The organism is Brevundimonas sp. (assembly GCF_965227765.1).
GTDB lineage: Bacteria > Pseudomonadota > Alphaproteobacteria > Caulobacterales > Caulobacteraceae > Brevundimonas.
Genome location: NZ_OZ245778.1, coordinates 334,420 through 347,919, shown reverse-complemented (window position 1 = coordinate 347,919; position 13,500 = coordinate 334,420). Strand labels below are relative to the sequence as shown.

General features: G+C 65.1%; 12 protein-coding genes and 1 tRNA gene. 3 read left to right on the top strand and 10 right to left on the bottom strand.

What is annotated here, in order from left to right; genetic code table 11:
- Window positions 1-2 precede the first annotated feature (2 nt).
- From ACO05L_RS01690 to ACO05L_RS01670, 5 genes are all read right to left on the bottom strand, one after another.
- The gene (locus ACO05L_RS01690; RefSeq protein WP_421730453.1) at window positions 3-758 is read right to left on the bottom strand and encodes a class I SAM-dependent methyltransferase; all 756 of its coding nucleotides are present in this window, start codon (window positions 756-758) and stop codon (window positions 3-5) included.
- Window positions 755-1,513, bottom strand: coding sequence for a hypothetical protein (locus tag ACO05L_RS01685; RefSeq protein ID WP_421730452.1), 759 nt, complete (start codon window positions 1,511-1,513; stop codon window positions 755-757). The genes ACO05L_RS01690 and ACO05L_RS01685 overlap by 4 nt, the downstream gene beginning before the upstream one ends.
- Window positions 1,510-2,595: a hypothetical protein gene (locus ACO05L_RS01680; RefSeq protein WP_421730451.1), complete on the bottom strand. Its 1,086-nt coding sequence runs from the start codon at window positions 2,593-2,595 to the stop codon at window positions 1,510-1,512. The genes ACO05L_RS01685 and ACO05L_RS01680 overlap by 4 nt, the downstream gene beginning before the upstream one ends.
- A 751-nt stretch (window positions 2,596-3,346) precedes the next feature.
- The gene (locus ACO05L_RS01675) at window positions 3,347-5,254 is read right to left on the bottom strand and encodes a glycosyltransferase (protein ID WP_421730450.1); all 1,908 of its coding nucleotides are present in this window, start codon (window positions 5,252-5,254) and stop codon (window positions 3,347-3,349) included.
- An 88-nt stretch (window positions 5,255-5,342) separates the two neighbouring features.
- The gene (locus ACO05L_RS01670) at window positions 5,343-6,644 is read right to left on the bottom strand and encodes a glycosyltransferase family 2 protein (RefSeq protein WP_421730449.1); all 1,302 of its coding nucleotides are present in this window, start codon (window positions 6,642-6,644) and stop codon (window positions 5,343-5,345) included.
- Window positions 6,645-7,095: 451 nt separating this feature from the next.
- Between ACO05L_RS01670 and ACO05L_RS01665 the strand changes: the two genes are divergently transcribed.
- Window positions 7,096-8,640 (top strand): hypothetical protein, encoded by a 1,545-nt coding sequence (locus tag ACO05L_RS01665; protein ID WP_421730448.1) that lies wholly within the window; start codon window positions 7,096-7,098, stop codon window positions 8,638-8,640.
- A 59-nt stretch (window positions 8,641-8,699) separates the two neighbouring features.
- Here ACO05L_RS01665 and ACO05L_RS01660 read toward each other — a convergent pair.
- Window positions 8,700-8,774 (bottom strand) — tRNA-Gly (locus ACO05L_RS01660).
- Window positions 8,775-8,868: 94 nt separating this feature from the next.
- Window positions 8,869-9,651: an SDR family NAD(P)-dependent oxidoreductase gene (locus ACO05L_RS01655; protein WP_421730447.1), complete on the bottom strand. Its 783-nt coding sequence runs from the start codon at window positions 9,649-9,651 to the stop codon at window positions 8,869-8,871.
- A gap of 55 nt (window positions 9,652-9,706) precedes the next feature.
- On the opposite strand from ACO05L_RS01655, the gene ACO05L_RS01650 reads away from it, so the two are divergent.
- On the top strand, window positions 9,707-10,105 hold the full coding sequence (locus tag ACO05L_RS01650) for a YkvA family protein (RefSeq protein WP_421730446.1): 399 nt from the start codon (window positions 9,707-9,709) through the stop codon (window positions 10,103-10,105).
- A gap of 8 nt (window positions 10,106-10,113) precedes the next feature.
- Here ACO05L_RS01650 and ACO05L_RS01645 read toward each other — a convergent pair whose 3' ends face one another.
- Genes ACO05L_RS01645 through ACO05L_RS01635 form a run of 3 tightly spaced genes read right to left on the bottom strand, consistent with a single transcriptional unit; the run spans window position 10,114 to window position 12,361 of the window.
- Window positions 10,114-11,001, bottom strand: a complete 888-nt coding sequence (locus tag ACO05L_RS01645; RefSeq protein ID WP_421730445.1) for a hypothetical protein — start codon at window positions 10,999-11,001, stop codon at window positions 10,114-10,116.
- 50 nt (window positions 11,002-11,051) lie between these two features.
- Window positions 11,052-11,339, bottom strand: a complete 288-nt coding sequence (locus tag ACO05L_RS01640; protein WP_421730444.1) for a hypothetical protein — start codon at window positions 11,337-11,339, stop codon at window positions 11,052-11,054.
- Between the two features lie 20 nt (window positions 11,340-11,359).
- Window positions 11,360-12,361: an NADPH:quinone oxidoreductase family protein gene (locus tag ACO05L_RS01635; RefSeq protein WP_421730443.1), complete on the bottom strand. Its 1,002-nt coding sequence runs from the start codon at window positions 12,359-12,361 to the stop codon at window positions 11,360-11,362.
- A 190-nt stretch (window positions 12,362-12,551) separates the two neighbouring features.
- On the opposite strand from ACO05L_RS01635, the gene ACO05L_RS01630 reads away from it, so the two are divergent.
- On the top strand, window positions 12,552-13,457 hold the full coding sequence (locus tag ACO05L_RS01630) for an isoaspartyl peptidase/L-asparaginase family protein (RefSeq protein WP_421731717.1): 906 nt from the start codon (window positions 12,552-12,554) through the stop codon (window positions 13,455-13,457).
- Window positions 13,458-13,500 lie beyond the last annotated feature (43 nt).

Sequence of the window (13,500 nt, the reverse complement as noted above, 5' to 3'; positions counted from 1 at the left end):
GATCAGGCAGTCCAAAGCTGATCCAGTTCCGCAGCTTCCCAAGGCCGGATCAGATGGCACCGCAACTCCGCCGTCATCCGCTCCTCCTCCGAGGCCAAGGGCAGGATCGCAGCCGCGGCGGCGGCGGCTTCGGCGGATTTCCATTGTCGCCGGACCGAACGAACCTCAAATCCGGCTCGCATCATCAGCATCATCCAGGAACTCGGCGTCAGAACGCCGTAACCAGGCCCCCTGGAGTCATCCGATGCCAGGTCGGGACAGCCCACGACGACCAGGAAATCTCCGCCGGGCCGCAGGAGGTCGTAGAGGCGACGCAGGACGTCCTCGACTTCGGCAAGCTCGAACATCGTCTCGAAGTTGTGACACAGGATCAGATCGAACGAGGCGCCGTCGAGAGCATGGATATAGCGGACGTCATTGTGCAACTCGATCCGGCTGCCCGCCCCTTCAGGGCCAAGGGCGACAGCGCCGCCTTGGCCGTTCCAGTAATCGACATGGTCCAACCCGACGGCGCTCCGGGCCGGGCCTTGGTCGGGCGAAGCCTGAAAGCGACCCTGCAGGAGGCGCCCGTCCCCACACCCGATCTCAAGAATGTCGGCGTCCTCGGTCAGAGACTGAAAAGGCGCAAATAGGGTTTCCCACCGGGCCTCGGCCCTGGCCTCGGCAGTGTCGATATCCGGATCGACCAGCCTTTCGGGAAAAACGACGTCGCGCGCATCGTTCATCAGCCTGCGCGCCTTGCGAAGCAGTCGCCTCATCGAACATCCCCGGCCGTGCCCAGTATCAGGATCATGCCACCTGTCTGAAGCTCAAGACGATCGAAAACAGCCAGACGCTGCTCATGCATGGTGGCGATGTCATCGGGTAGCCGAGCTTCGCCGACACCGGACTGACCGATGCAGTTCAAGCCGACGGATCGCGCGAGCAACAGCCAGGTGGAGACTGACAGGGGGGTGATGAGAGATCGACGCACCCCGGCGTCGCCAGAGGCTATGGATTCGGGAAACAGCAAGCCGTCGTAGGGCCCGACAGGCCCCTCCTTGCCCTGGCTGTGAAGCGGCGCCGCCAGCGCTCCGACCGACAGAACCACCCGGCCCGTGGCTGACAAATGGCTGGCCGCCCATTTCAGACGATCGTGAATGGGCCCGAGCCCACCGGCGCTGACGCCGGCGTGAAGGATGACCAGGTCGAACCCACCTTCGCCCCTCACGCCAAAATCCGAGGACAGGGTCACGGCCGCCTCGGGTGGAATCTGGCCGCCCCATATCCGCGCGGCGGCACGGCTGGAGCCGAGCACGAGGATGCGCCCGTCGGGCGCGACCCCCATCGCGCTCAGTGTCTCGGCAAGGGAGATTGCGCCGACTTGGGGGCTTGTCGCGACCTCAGCCAGGCTGCCGCCACCCTCGACCGAGGAAACGGCGGCCGAAGCGGCCGGGGTGCGCACACGGCGGAGCCGCTTGGCCGCTGCCGGCTTGGATGCAGCCGCGGTCAATGCCGGACGGGGCGCTTTCAAGATTTTGCCCCGAGCGCGCGCCTATAGGTATTGTCGTAGCGGCGAATGCTGGAAACCCGCAGCCGGCGGGGTCCTCGACGGTGCTCCAAAACTCCTTCGAAGACTGGGTCCGGCGCCAGCCATCCTGTCACCGAGTCTCGATCAAACAGAGAGTTCCAACTCGCTAGCTGAGGGCCTGCGTCCGCCAGAGCCGACAGCATCCGCGCGAGAAGCTGTTTTTGAATGGCGCTGAGACCTTCCGCGACGTAGAATTTCCTGAGCGACCGCTTCCAGTTCGCCCTGTACCATGAAGGCAAGGCGCGACGGACCGTCAGGTTCCAGGATCGCGCCTGAAGGCGGTCTTTCACCGTGCGGACATGAAGAAGTCTGAGCGCGTCGATTTCCATGATGGCCAGCCGCTGGGACCCGCTCAGTTGCAGATCGGCGGCAAGCGTCTGTTCAGCAGATCCCGCCGCAAGTGCATCACTGTTGCTGAGCGTATGGCGTACGACCCGATCACGAGAATGGGCCGGGGTCGAAAGAAAGGTCGTGACGGGAAAGGCGACGAGATTGGCTCGCGGGGCGAAAGGGGAGGTTCGCCAAGACGCCCATGAGGCCAGGTCGGACTGGGCTGCGCGGGAGATCACGATCCCCGCGACCCCTGCCGCAGCGAGGGCTTCACCCCAGGCGGCCCGCGTCGGACCTGCCCCCAACATCACGCCCAGGGGGCCGCTGTCTTGGCCCGCCAGCCTGGCCCAGGAGGTCATTATGGTCTCGAGACGCGCGGGGATGGAAACGTCGGGCTGAAGAATATTCCCGGCGCCGATGTGGATGCCGATCCGGTGGCCCCCATCGACCAGCCGCCTGACCAGGCCCGCCGTCCGATCTTCGCCAAGGACAGAACCCTGCTCGACATCAATGAAGAACCACCCGGTCAAGCCGGCTTCCTCCAGCAGTGCAGCGGCCTGCTCCACGGCGCCGCCGCCCTGGCCGTCGAACCACTGGGTCGTCAGCACGCTCTCGCCGGTCGGCTCATTGGCCAGTTCAGGCTTGGCGACAACGGGGACGGATATGATCATGGCGTTGGCGTGAGGCGCCGCCATTGGCAAGCTCAGCTTGAACCCCGCCGGCTGGACAGGCTTGTTGGAGACCTGTCGTTGAGGCCTCAAGCTGTCTGGGATCTCCACCATTTTCTGAGCACGGGCCTGAGATGCAGACACCGCTTCAGGCGTTACGCGCGCCCAGCGTGAGCGACGAAGCCCGGACGGCAGGCGGGCGCGTATGATCCAGTCGACGAGGCGCCCCTCCAATTGGCCTGCAGGCAGGAGAAAGCGAGACCGGGGGCCGTCGGTGTCTATCAGCACCTGACCGGTCGCTGCATCACGGACGGTGAACCTGTACGACAGCGCCCCGTCGATCCTACGGCGCGCCATGACGTCAGGGTCCTTCGCCTCGAATTTATCCCCCACGCGGGGGACGATGGTGAATGGCTGACTGTTCACATAGGGTGCGCCGCTCTCTTCCGCAGGCCGCGCATCGACGCGATAGCTGAGCTGGTCCGGCGTCAGGCGAAGATCCGTGGGCAGCCGGCACTCCCGGCGAAAACCTTCATAGATGACCCGCCTGGCGCCCGTGTCTTCGTTGCGGACCGTGACTCGGTACTGCGTGTCTCGCCCCCAGGCTGACCACCTCAAATTGGGTTCAGCGGGCCGCCTTCGAATGGTCCTCACGTCGACGTTCCTTCACCCACAGTCGTCCTCAACGACGCAGCCGAGCCATGCAAGCCACATTGCTGGCGCTTCATCTTTGAAAGCTCCAGAGCGACTATATTACAACGAAATCCGATTGATGGGATTACCCGCTTAGCCGCTCGGCGTAGGCCTGAACAACGGATTTGGCGGCTGCGTCCCAGGTGAACTGATCCTTGACGTCCGCACGACCCTGTTTGGCCACCCCACGAACCGCACGCGTATCCTGAAGCACCCGCTCAAGCGTGCTGGTAAGGCTGTCGACCTCGCCGCGAGCGAACAGGAAGCCGTTGCGTCCATCCACGATGGATTCGCGGATGGCCGAAACGTCCGAAGCGACGACCGGCAGGCCCATCGCCATCGCCTCAAGCGGCTTAAGCGGCGGGACAAGTTCGGTCACCCGTGAGGGCAGGCGAGGATAGACCGCCACATCCATGAGGGAATACCACCGCGCGACGTCGGCGTGAGGTACGCGACCCGGCATGATGATGTGGTGTTGCATCCCCAGGCTTCGCGCCACCTCTCTGACCTCCTGCCAGGCGGGCCCATCGCCCACCAGAAGACCACAGACATCCGCGCCGTTCTTCCGCAGGCGCGAGAGCGCCGTGACCAGATCGATCAGGCCTTCGTAGCTGGTCATCGACCCCACGAAGCCCAGCACCTTGCTGTCGCCCAGCAGTATCTCCTTGGCCAATTCCTGATCGCGCGGCCGAGGCTTGAAGGAATCCGCATCGACGCAATTTGGAACCACCACGATGCGGTCGGCTGAAACGCCTCGCTCGATCAGTTCGCGCCGCAGACCCTGCGAGATCGTGATGACGAGGTCGGCTTGCTGCGCCACGGCGGTCTCGCGCTGCTTCTGCCAGCCGAAACGCTCGCTCGCTTCGAACCGCGGATTCTTCGCAGCCTGCGTCAGTTCCCACAGCCCCCGGACCTCATAAACAAATGGCAGGCCCGCCTGGCGCGCGGCGATGAGGGCCGGCGTTGCATTCAGGTAGTTCGACGCCGCGTGAACCACGCCCGGCCTCACCGTCTCCAACTGGCGATAGATCGACTGGGAAGCCTCCGCACAATACTTGTCGAACGGAACTCCGTTTGACCGTGGGCCAGGCAACAGGCTGTAATCTATGCCGTTCACCGTCTGCGTGACGCCCGCAGGCATCCGGTGGATGTCGTTGCGATCCTGCGGGTAGCCCGGCCTTGTCACGACATGGACGGTCCAGCCATGGCCGCCGATGGCTTTCACCAGAGCCTGGGTGCGAGATGTGTAGCCTGTCGTATGATAGGGGGATGAACTGGCGGCGACGTAAAGCACTGAACGAGGATTGATGGGCTGAAACTTGGGGTTTGGGTTTCTCGGACTTATCGCCAAGCCGCGCTCTTGAACGCGGACCGCGCCGGCGACCATTACCGCCTTCTGCTGGGCGGGCAGGTTGAGCCCCCGGCGCTGTGTCTTCAATCGCTGATAGATTCGATGCGGCTCGTCGATTGCGCCGTCGTCCAGCAGCATTCCCGCAAAGATCGCGCTTCGGGCCGCCGAGGTGTCCAGCCTTGCGGCATGGCGCATCAGGTTGATCGCCTTCTCCCCGTCTGCAGGTCGAATAATCTTGGCGAGTTCGGTCAGCACCTCTCCCCGATAATGGGCCGTCGCCTTTTCCGCCTCGACGACCGAGACGATCTGGTCGACGCTTGCGGAGTCGGACTCCAGCAGTATCTGGCGCAATAGGGTATTGATCGCCGGCGCGCCGACTCCATCCCCTTGAGTCCGATGACCCCTTCGCCGCCGGGAATCCATAATCAGATCCATCAGGGCGCTCGGCAGGCCGAGAAGCCCTCGCCAGCGCCTCGCGTTCAAAATGGCGGATCCCAGCCGATAGGACACGGTGTTTCGCAGACGCTCGTTCTCCGCCGACATGGCGAAAATCTGCATGCGAAGTCGGTAGAGTTCACTCACGTCGCGATTGAAATCAGCGCCTGGTTGCCTGATCGCCTCCGAGGCGACGTCCTGCGTCAAGAGCGACCTCCGGCCATCGCGTATGCGTCTCGACGCCGCGTCGTGAGATCGGTCGAGAGCTTAATCATGCGGCTTTAAAGGCCGGAATTCAGTCCAATTGCAAGGCAGGATCGAGCCGTTGGGCGTGACGGCGGCGCCATTCCTCGACATAGGCGATTCTGCGCGCAAGCCCCCCTTGCGAGAGTCCCGTGTCGGGCGCGCCCATCAAGGAGGAAACGCTCCAGCGTGCGACCACAAGGCAGGCGGGAATCTGAGCGACCGAAGCGCGTCCGAATCGGTCTGAAAGTCGCGCCAGAAACTCTGAATCTCCGCCAAGCCTCACCTCTTCAAATGGCCCGATGTGGGTCAGGGCGTCACGGCGCAGCATCAGCAGGATAGGATTCTTGCGAAGGAGCGGAAAGACACGGGGGTTGACGATCCCGCCCTCGTCACTGATGCGGAAATATCTGCAGAGCGAGCCTGCAGCGCTCTTCAACGGCGCGACCTGGCGTTCGATCCTGCGAGGATGCGCCCAGTCATCGGCGTCATGAAAGGCGATGAACTCGCCGACGGCCCGGTCGAGCCCGGAGTTTCGCGCGCCATATGCACCGGGAGTGCGTGAGTTGGTCAAGGGAACGACACGACGATCCAACGCCGCCAACCGCCCCATGCGGACCGCAGTATCGTCCGACGACCCGTCATCGACGATGAGAATCTCCAGGTTGGACCAGGTCTGTCGTCTGAGGGAGTTGACCGCGGTCTCGAGGGTGGCGGCAGCGTTCTTGGCTGCGATGATGATGGAGACCAGCGGTTGATCCGCCCTCACTGAGAGCGCCTCAGCCTCAAAGGCCCCAAGCGACAAGCTATCGTCGCTCTCGCTAAGCGGGGTCTCCAGATCATCGACGGCGAAAAGTCGGTTGAGGTGTTCGCGGGCGCGGCGGAAGCGCCCCAGAGCGGCGTCTGTCGCCGCCGACAACAGAAGCGTTTCACGCGTCAGGACCACACCACGAAGTTCTGCCTCAGCCTCTCCGAAGCGACCCATGGCCAGCAGGCATGCGGCGCGCGCCTCGAGAGCGTCTTCATCGAGAAGCTCCAACGCCCAGCCAGGATCGCTAGGCGCGACCACCCGCGCCAGCCGACGCCTGGCATCAAGATCCATCTCGCCCAGGAGACCCAGGTGGCGACGCGCCTCCTCGATCCGTCCAAGGCCAGCCAGACCCACGATCCGCGCAAACGGGAGCCTGGCCTCCGCAGCACTGGCGTACATACCCAGATCCACCAGGACGTCAGGATCGCTGGGCGCTGCCGCGAGCGCAGCCGCTCCCAGGCCCCGACGCGCCGCGGCCCGCGCAAGAGGGGTGCGAAGTGGCCAGGGAGCCCGACGCGCCTGACCCAGCAGGCCGTCGCTCAAACCCCGAATCTGAAGCGACACGGTCAGAACGTCAGCCGCGCGCGGGCGGACCTATCCAGCGGAGACGGCAAGTCGTCAGAAGTCAGGGTTCAAATCCTTGATTGAGGCGGATAGGCGAGCGTCGGGCAACGGATCCCGGACCTATCATTAGTGTGAGCGGGGCCTGGAGCAAACTGTCGAGCGGCGCCGTGGCGGACGCTGACAATGCACCCCAAACCGTCAACTTGTCATTCGCGGGATGTATGGTCACAACGGGGTGATGTTGTTCTGTGCAGCGCTGTTCACGACTCCCGCCGCCGCCGCCGCGTTCCGACAGGTATGCGATCACTTGGCGAACTCCGCCACGGACGGCGCCGTTATTCACACCGAGAACGGTCAACGCGGGGGGTACTACGCGCTCCTCACAGCAAAGCCGGGTGGAAATCGCGGCCTTCGCCGGACTCCGACGGGCGTGGTTCTTCAGCCCTACAATCGGTTCACCGGGGACGTCAGCCCCTATGTCCAACCCCTACCTCCCTACGGAGAGATACGGGTCGACATCGCTGCGGGCACGATCGAGGCGACCACGGATTTTGCGGGACTGGCCCGAATCTACTGGTACGCGACAGAGGACCTGGTGATCGTCACCAACCATCCGATCGCCCTGGCAGCCGCCCCTCGCATCGGATTCCAGCCGGACCTCTTCACCTTCGCCTCGGTCGCCGGCATCGGCTGGGCTCTGGGCGACACGACCTTTGACGCCCGCGTCAGTCATCTTCGCCCTTCAGCCCGACTGACGGCTGCAGTCCAGCCCGATAATCGGCTGCTCGTCCGGTTCCGCGATGCCGATCCCCTCAAGGATATTCTCGCCGGGTCCGGCAGCCTGTGGGATCGGGCCCGACGCTGGTTGACGCCTGCACACGCCGGCCTCGAAGCGCGTCAGGCCGAGGCGGCCAAGGCGCTGAGCTCGGTGGCGGGCGAGATCGCCGCCATGGCGGGTGACAACTTCAAGATCGCTCTGACTGGCGGCCGGGATTCACGGTTGCTGGCGGCGCTCTTCCTGTCTTCCGGCGCCCGGCCCAGGTTCAACACCACCAACCTGTTCGAAGATGAAACGAGGGTCGTGCAGGAACTTCTGTCCCGGGTCGGACGCCTGGACGATCTGAAAATATCAGAACCGATGAAGCGCCCGCGCCCGACCGAGGGCGCCTATTTCGAACGGGCCATGGCGCGCGCCTTGAGCACCAGCGGATTTGCCGCCTCGGCTGACATCGGTCGCGGCTCGGCGTTCAAGGGGCTGTCAGGCCGGCCCGACGGCCTTCTGCACATCTCGGGCGCGGCAGGCGAGATGGGCCACGGCCATTTTTATCCGAAGGCCCGAAAGCGTTTCAACACACTCCCGTCGACCCCCGACATGATCGCCCGCCTGGTCGCCCAGCTAGGCTATGCCGCTGCGGGCTCGGAGACGTCGGTCTCGCTCATCACCGACTATATCCGCACCTTCTTCGCAATCCATTCGCCGACGGCGCAGGAGCCCCTGCACGTCCTCGACCGGTTCTACCTCTATGAGCGATTTCGGCGTTGGTCGCATTCCAGCATCAGCGTGGTGACCGCCGCGCCCCTGGCCCACATAGGCTTCGCCGCCCAGACGTTGCGGACCGCCTCAACCGACCTTCGAAACAATGCATTCCACCATGCCCTGATCGCGCGCTGGATGCCGGAATGGTCGGATGTCCGATTCTTCAAGGGCGGCGGAGGCGTGAAGACCAATACACACAGCCTGTCGGTCGAGACCGCACGCAGCTTTGTGGACTACGCCGCATCCAAGCCTGAACTGGCCGAGCTCATCGACTGGGCGCGTCTGGAACACACTCTGGAACACTGGGACGCTGAGCCCCGCGCCAAGCGCGAAGCTCTGGTCAAGAACGCTCTGTGGCTGGGAACCATTCTCGATGCGTTCAAGTCTGTGGCCGAAGAAGGACGCCGGCGCGCGCTGGCGACGCCTCAGGCGGAGTGACCGCACCAGAAACAGACAAGGCCCCGGCGTCACCGCCGGGGCCTTGTTGTGTCTACGACTGGAGCGGGCGAAGAGATTCGAACTCTCGACCCCAACCTTGGCAAGGTTGTGCTCTACCACTGAGCTACGCCCGCATTCCTGTCGGAGGCGGGCCTATAGCGGAGACGCTCGCCGCCTCGCAAGAGGAAATGCGCAAAAATCTGCGCTCGGCGAGCTTTCTGTCCAATCTCAGCGCGGCGCCAGGCGGATAGCGCCGTCCAGGCGGATGCATTCGCCGTTGATATAGACGTTGCGGGCCAGCTCCAGCACCAGGGAGGCATAGTCGGCCGGGCGGCCCAGGCGGCTGGGGAAGGGGATGGCGGCGGCCAGGCTGTCCTGAACCTTCTGGTCCATGCCGGCCATCATCGGCGTCCACATGATGCCGGGCAGGATGGTGTTCACGCGCACGCCTTCCTGGGCCAGGTCGCGGGCGATGGGCAGGGTCATGGAATAGACGCCGCCCTTGGACGCCGCGTAGGCCGCCTGGCCGATCTGGCCGTCCTGGGCCGCCACGGATGCGGTGTTGACCACCAGGCCGCGCTCGCCGTCCTCCATGGGGTCCAGGGTCACCATGCCCGCCGCCGACTGCGACAGCACGCGGAACGTGCCGAACAGGTTGATGCGGATGGTGCGCTCGAACGTGGCCATGTCGTGGGCGCGGATCTCGCCGGTGTCGCGCTTGCGGCTGACGGTCTTCACGGCCGAGGCGATGCCGGCGCAGTTGACAGTCAGGCGTTCTTGGCCGTGGGCGGCGCGGGCCTTCGCGAAGGCGGCGGCGACCTGTTCGTCATCGGTCACGTCGACCTGGCAGAAGACGCCGCCCAGTTCCTTGGCGATGGCCTCGCCCTTTTCGGCGTTCATGTCGAACAGGGCCACCTTGGCGCCCGTGGCGGCGATGGCGCGGGCGGTGCCTTCGCCCAGGCCGGAAGCGCCGCCGGTGACGACTGCGGCGATGGAACTGTCGAGTTTCATGAGAGGCGACCCTATATTGTCTGAACCAATGGATGTTCCGAGGGGTTTAGCGGCGATGCCGACCCGATCACAACCCGTTACACCAGACGATGTTCTGGACCCCGCCAAGGCGCTCGTGCCCTCGGTGGTGCAGGTCAACGACCTGAGGGTGCGCAAGGGTTTCTGGCCCAAGATCGCCCGCACGGCGGCTCGCATCCCCTTCGCCGATCAGGTGCTGAGCGTCTACTTCGCCGCCCGCGACCCGGAGACGCCGACGGCGGCCAAAGGCATGATGCTGGGGGCGCTGGCCTATTTCGTCCTGCCGCTTGACGCCATCCCCGACATTTTCGCAGGCATCGGCTTCACCGACGACGCCGCCGTCTTCGCCGCCCTGATCGCCACCCTGGGTGCGAACATCAAGCGTCGGCACAGGGACCAGGCGGATGAGACGGTCGAGCGGTTGAAGACACGCTAAGCCCGGGCTCAGGCTTGCGTCTTGCCACGCAGGGCTCGCGTCCGCCTGGCGGCCCAGCGACGGACTCTGCGGATGCGTTGGGACCAATGATGACGCGACAGGTCTTTGCGATGCAGGACCGCAACGATCTGTTCTAGCATGATCTCGCCCATCGCGGCGTTCATGTGCTGGCTGTCGTCGCTGGAGAACGCCTTGCCGGTGACGCGTTCGCTGCCGACAGAGAACCGTTCGAGGGTCAGACCTTGGCGGCCGATCGTCGCTGGCGGCTGCGCGATATAATCGCAGCCTCGCGCATTGGCGAAGCGCTCCCAAGCCGATGTGGTGACGGCGTTGACCCAGGCCATGGCGCCTCGCCCCTTGGCTGAGCCCAACCATTCGAAATCAGGCTCGCGTGTGAGTCTTTCGCTGGGAAATGGAGGGAAGACGAGGATGATCGGCTGTTTCACCCGCTGCATCTGTCGCAGAAGATGGGCCATCAGACTGTGATCGAAGGCGCGCTCCGCTGCCGTGACGAAGGCGCGCTCGCTTATCAGACGCGCCTGTCCACCGACATGGCAGGCATGGGGCTGAAAATCCTTGAACAGATTCAGCACACGTTGTTGCTTCATGCCTAGGTCAACCAGAACAAAAGCGTCATAGTCTGCGAACGAAATCTCCGTGGCCCTCGCGGTCAGCTTGAGCCATCGGCTGGCGTCGCGGGTCTCGGCGATAAACCCGGACTTGTCCGGCCTCAGGGTCAGGCCGCGCAGCATGGAGGCCGGAGCGCCGAAGAAGGTGAAATCCATTTCGCTGCCGACGCCGGCCTTAGCGGCGAACAGGAGCATATTCACGTGGGAGTTGGCGATGACGCAGACCTTCATGGCGCGACCCTGCAGCAAAACGCCCGGTCGCGCCACGCAGCCTTGCTCAGCGGCTGGTCAGATTCGGAACCGCCGTTCCTCGCAGCCTATGCCAAGGCGTAGGGCCCCGAGTCGTGGCAATCCCACTCACTTCCGTCGTCGGAGAGATCGTCGCTGTCCCCATCATGCGGTTGGGCCAGCGCCCGAGCATTCAGCGCCGTCTCGATAGCTTCCAGAGAGCGAGCGATACGCTCCAGCTTGTCCTGGCCGCCCGCGTTAGAACCTCTCATCCAGATCATGACTCTGACTCCCGTCGCGATGAACTCGCTCTGGAAAAATGCCTGATCGGGACGATGATTTCGTGACGGTTGTCCGACACTCAGGCGAAGTTTCACCTGCTGAGCAGTTCCGTCGCTCAGCTCTCCACCGTCACCACGATCTTGCCCATGGCGGTGCGGTCGCCCAGCGCCTGAATGGCCTCGTCGGCGCGTTCCAGGGGGAAGGTCCGTGACACGCGCGGCTTGATCTTGCCCTCGGCGTAGAGCGCCAGCAGGTCGGCCATATTGGCCATGTGGGCGGCGGGGTCGCGCGCCACCGCCGCGCCCCAGAAGACGCCGATCACCGATACCGACTTCAACAGGGTCAGGTTCAGCGGCAAGGACGGGATGCCCGCCGGGAAACCGACCACCAGATAGCGACCGTTCCAGTCCATGGCCCGCAACGCAGGCTCGCAATAGTCGCCGCCGACTGCGTCATAGACCACGTCGGGGCCGTCGCGGCCCGAGGCCAGCTTCAGCTCGCCCGACAGCTCCTTCTGGGCCGTCTTGTCCATCTTGCCCGCCGGATAGATCAGGCCGTTGTCGGCCCCCATCTCCAGGGCGAACTGGACCTTGTCGTTGGTCGAGGCGGTGGCGATGACATGGGCGCCCATGGCCTTGCCCAGTTCCACCGCCGCCGAACCGACGCCGCCCGCCGCACCCAGCACCAGCAGGCTCTCGCCCGCCTTCAGCTGCGCCCTGTCCTTCAGCGCGTAGTAGGAGGTGCCGTAGGTCATGACGAGGGCGGCGCCCTCTTCGAATGACATGGCGTCCGGCATCTTGATGACCGAGGCGGCGGGAACGGCGATCCGTTCGACCAGTCCGCCCCAGCCCGGAACGGCGATGACGCGGTCGCCCTTGAAGATGCCCTTCACCCCCTCGCCGACACCCTCCACCACGCCGGAAATCTCGGCGCCGGGCGAGAAGGGGCGCTGTGGCTTGAACTGGTACTTGTCCTCGATGATCAGGGTGTCGGGGAAGTTGATGCCCACGGCGCGCACCTCGATGACCACCTCGCCGGGCTTGGGCGTCGGGTCCAGCACGTCCTCGACGACAAGGCTCTCGGGTCCGCCGACGGTCTTGGACAGGACTGCGCGCATCTTTTGGGGTCTCGCTTCGCTCGGACGGGCTATCGCGCGTTCGCGCTACTTGAGCCCGTCTTGTCAGGTGGGTTTGAGCGGGCGCCCCCGGCTTGGGTGAGTGGTGGCGCCCGCACGCGGAGAAGGCTAGTCAGCGGACGGCCCGATTGAAAGGGCCAAATCCGAGGAGCCCCCCTTGTCTCAACGCGCCATGACCCGACCAGCCCTGATCCTACACGGCGGCGCAGGCGCGCGGCGCGAGCGCAACTATGACCGCGAGGTCGTGCATATGCGCGAGGTGGTCGAGGCGATGAAGCTGCGGCTGGACGCCGGGGCCAGCGCCCTGGACGTGGCCATGGAGGCGGTCGTCTTGCTTGAGGATTCGGGCCTCTATGTCGCCGGGCGCGGCGCCTCGCCCAATCTGGCCGGCGCCTATGAGCTGGACGCCAGCATCATGGACGGTGCGACGCGCAAGGCCGGCGCCGTGGCGGCGCTTCAAGGGTTCAAGAGCCCGGTCACGGCGGCGCGCGCGGTCATGGATCGCACCCCCCACGTCATGCTGGCGGGCGAAGGCGCCGCCCTGTTCGCCCTGGATCAGGGCCTTGAGCCCATCGCCGACGAGGCGGCCTGGTTCACCCAGGCGGGCAAGGGCGAGGACAACCATCCGCCGGGCACGCTGAGCCACGGCACCGTCGGCTGCTGCGTGCTGGACAGCCAGGGCCGGCTGGCGGCGGCGACCTCGACGGCGGGCGTGTTCGGCAAGATGCCGGGCCGTGTCGGCGACACCCCTATCCCCGCCGCCGGAACCTGGGCCGACGAGGGCGCCGCGGTGTCCTGCACCGGCCAGGGCGAGTATTTCATCCGCGTCGCCGCTGCGGCCCAGGTCGCCTGGCGGGTCAGGGCCGGACAGTCCCTGGCCGAGGCCACCCGCGCCGTGATCGACGAGATCGGCGGGCTGGACGGCGATGGCCAGGACGGCAAACCCAGGGGCGGCGACGGCGGCCTGATCGCCCTGGACGCCCATGGCCATATCGCCGCGCCCTTCAACAGCCAGGGCATGAAGCGGGCCTGGCTGACGACTGCGGGTGAGATGGGCGTCGAGGTGTTCGGGACCTGAAGACCGCGAGGGACGACATTACATCTCGGTAAGGTGCGCCTTG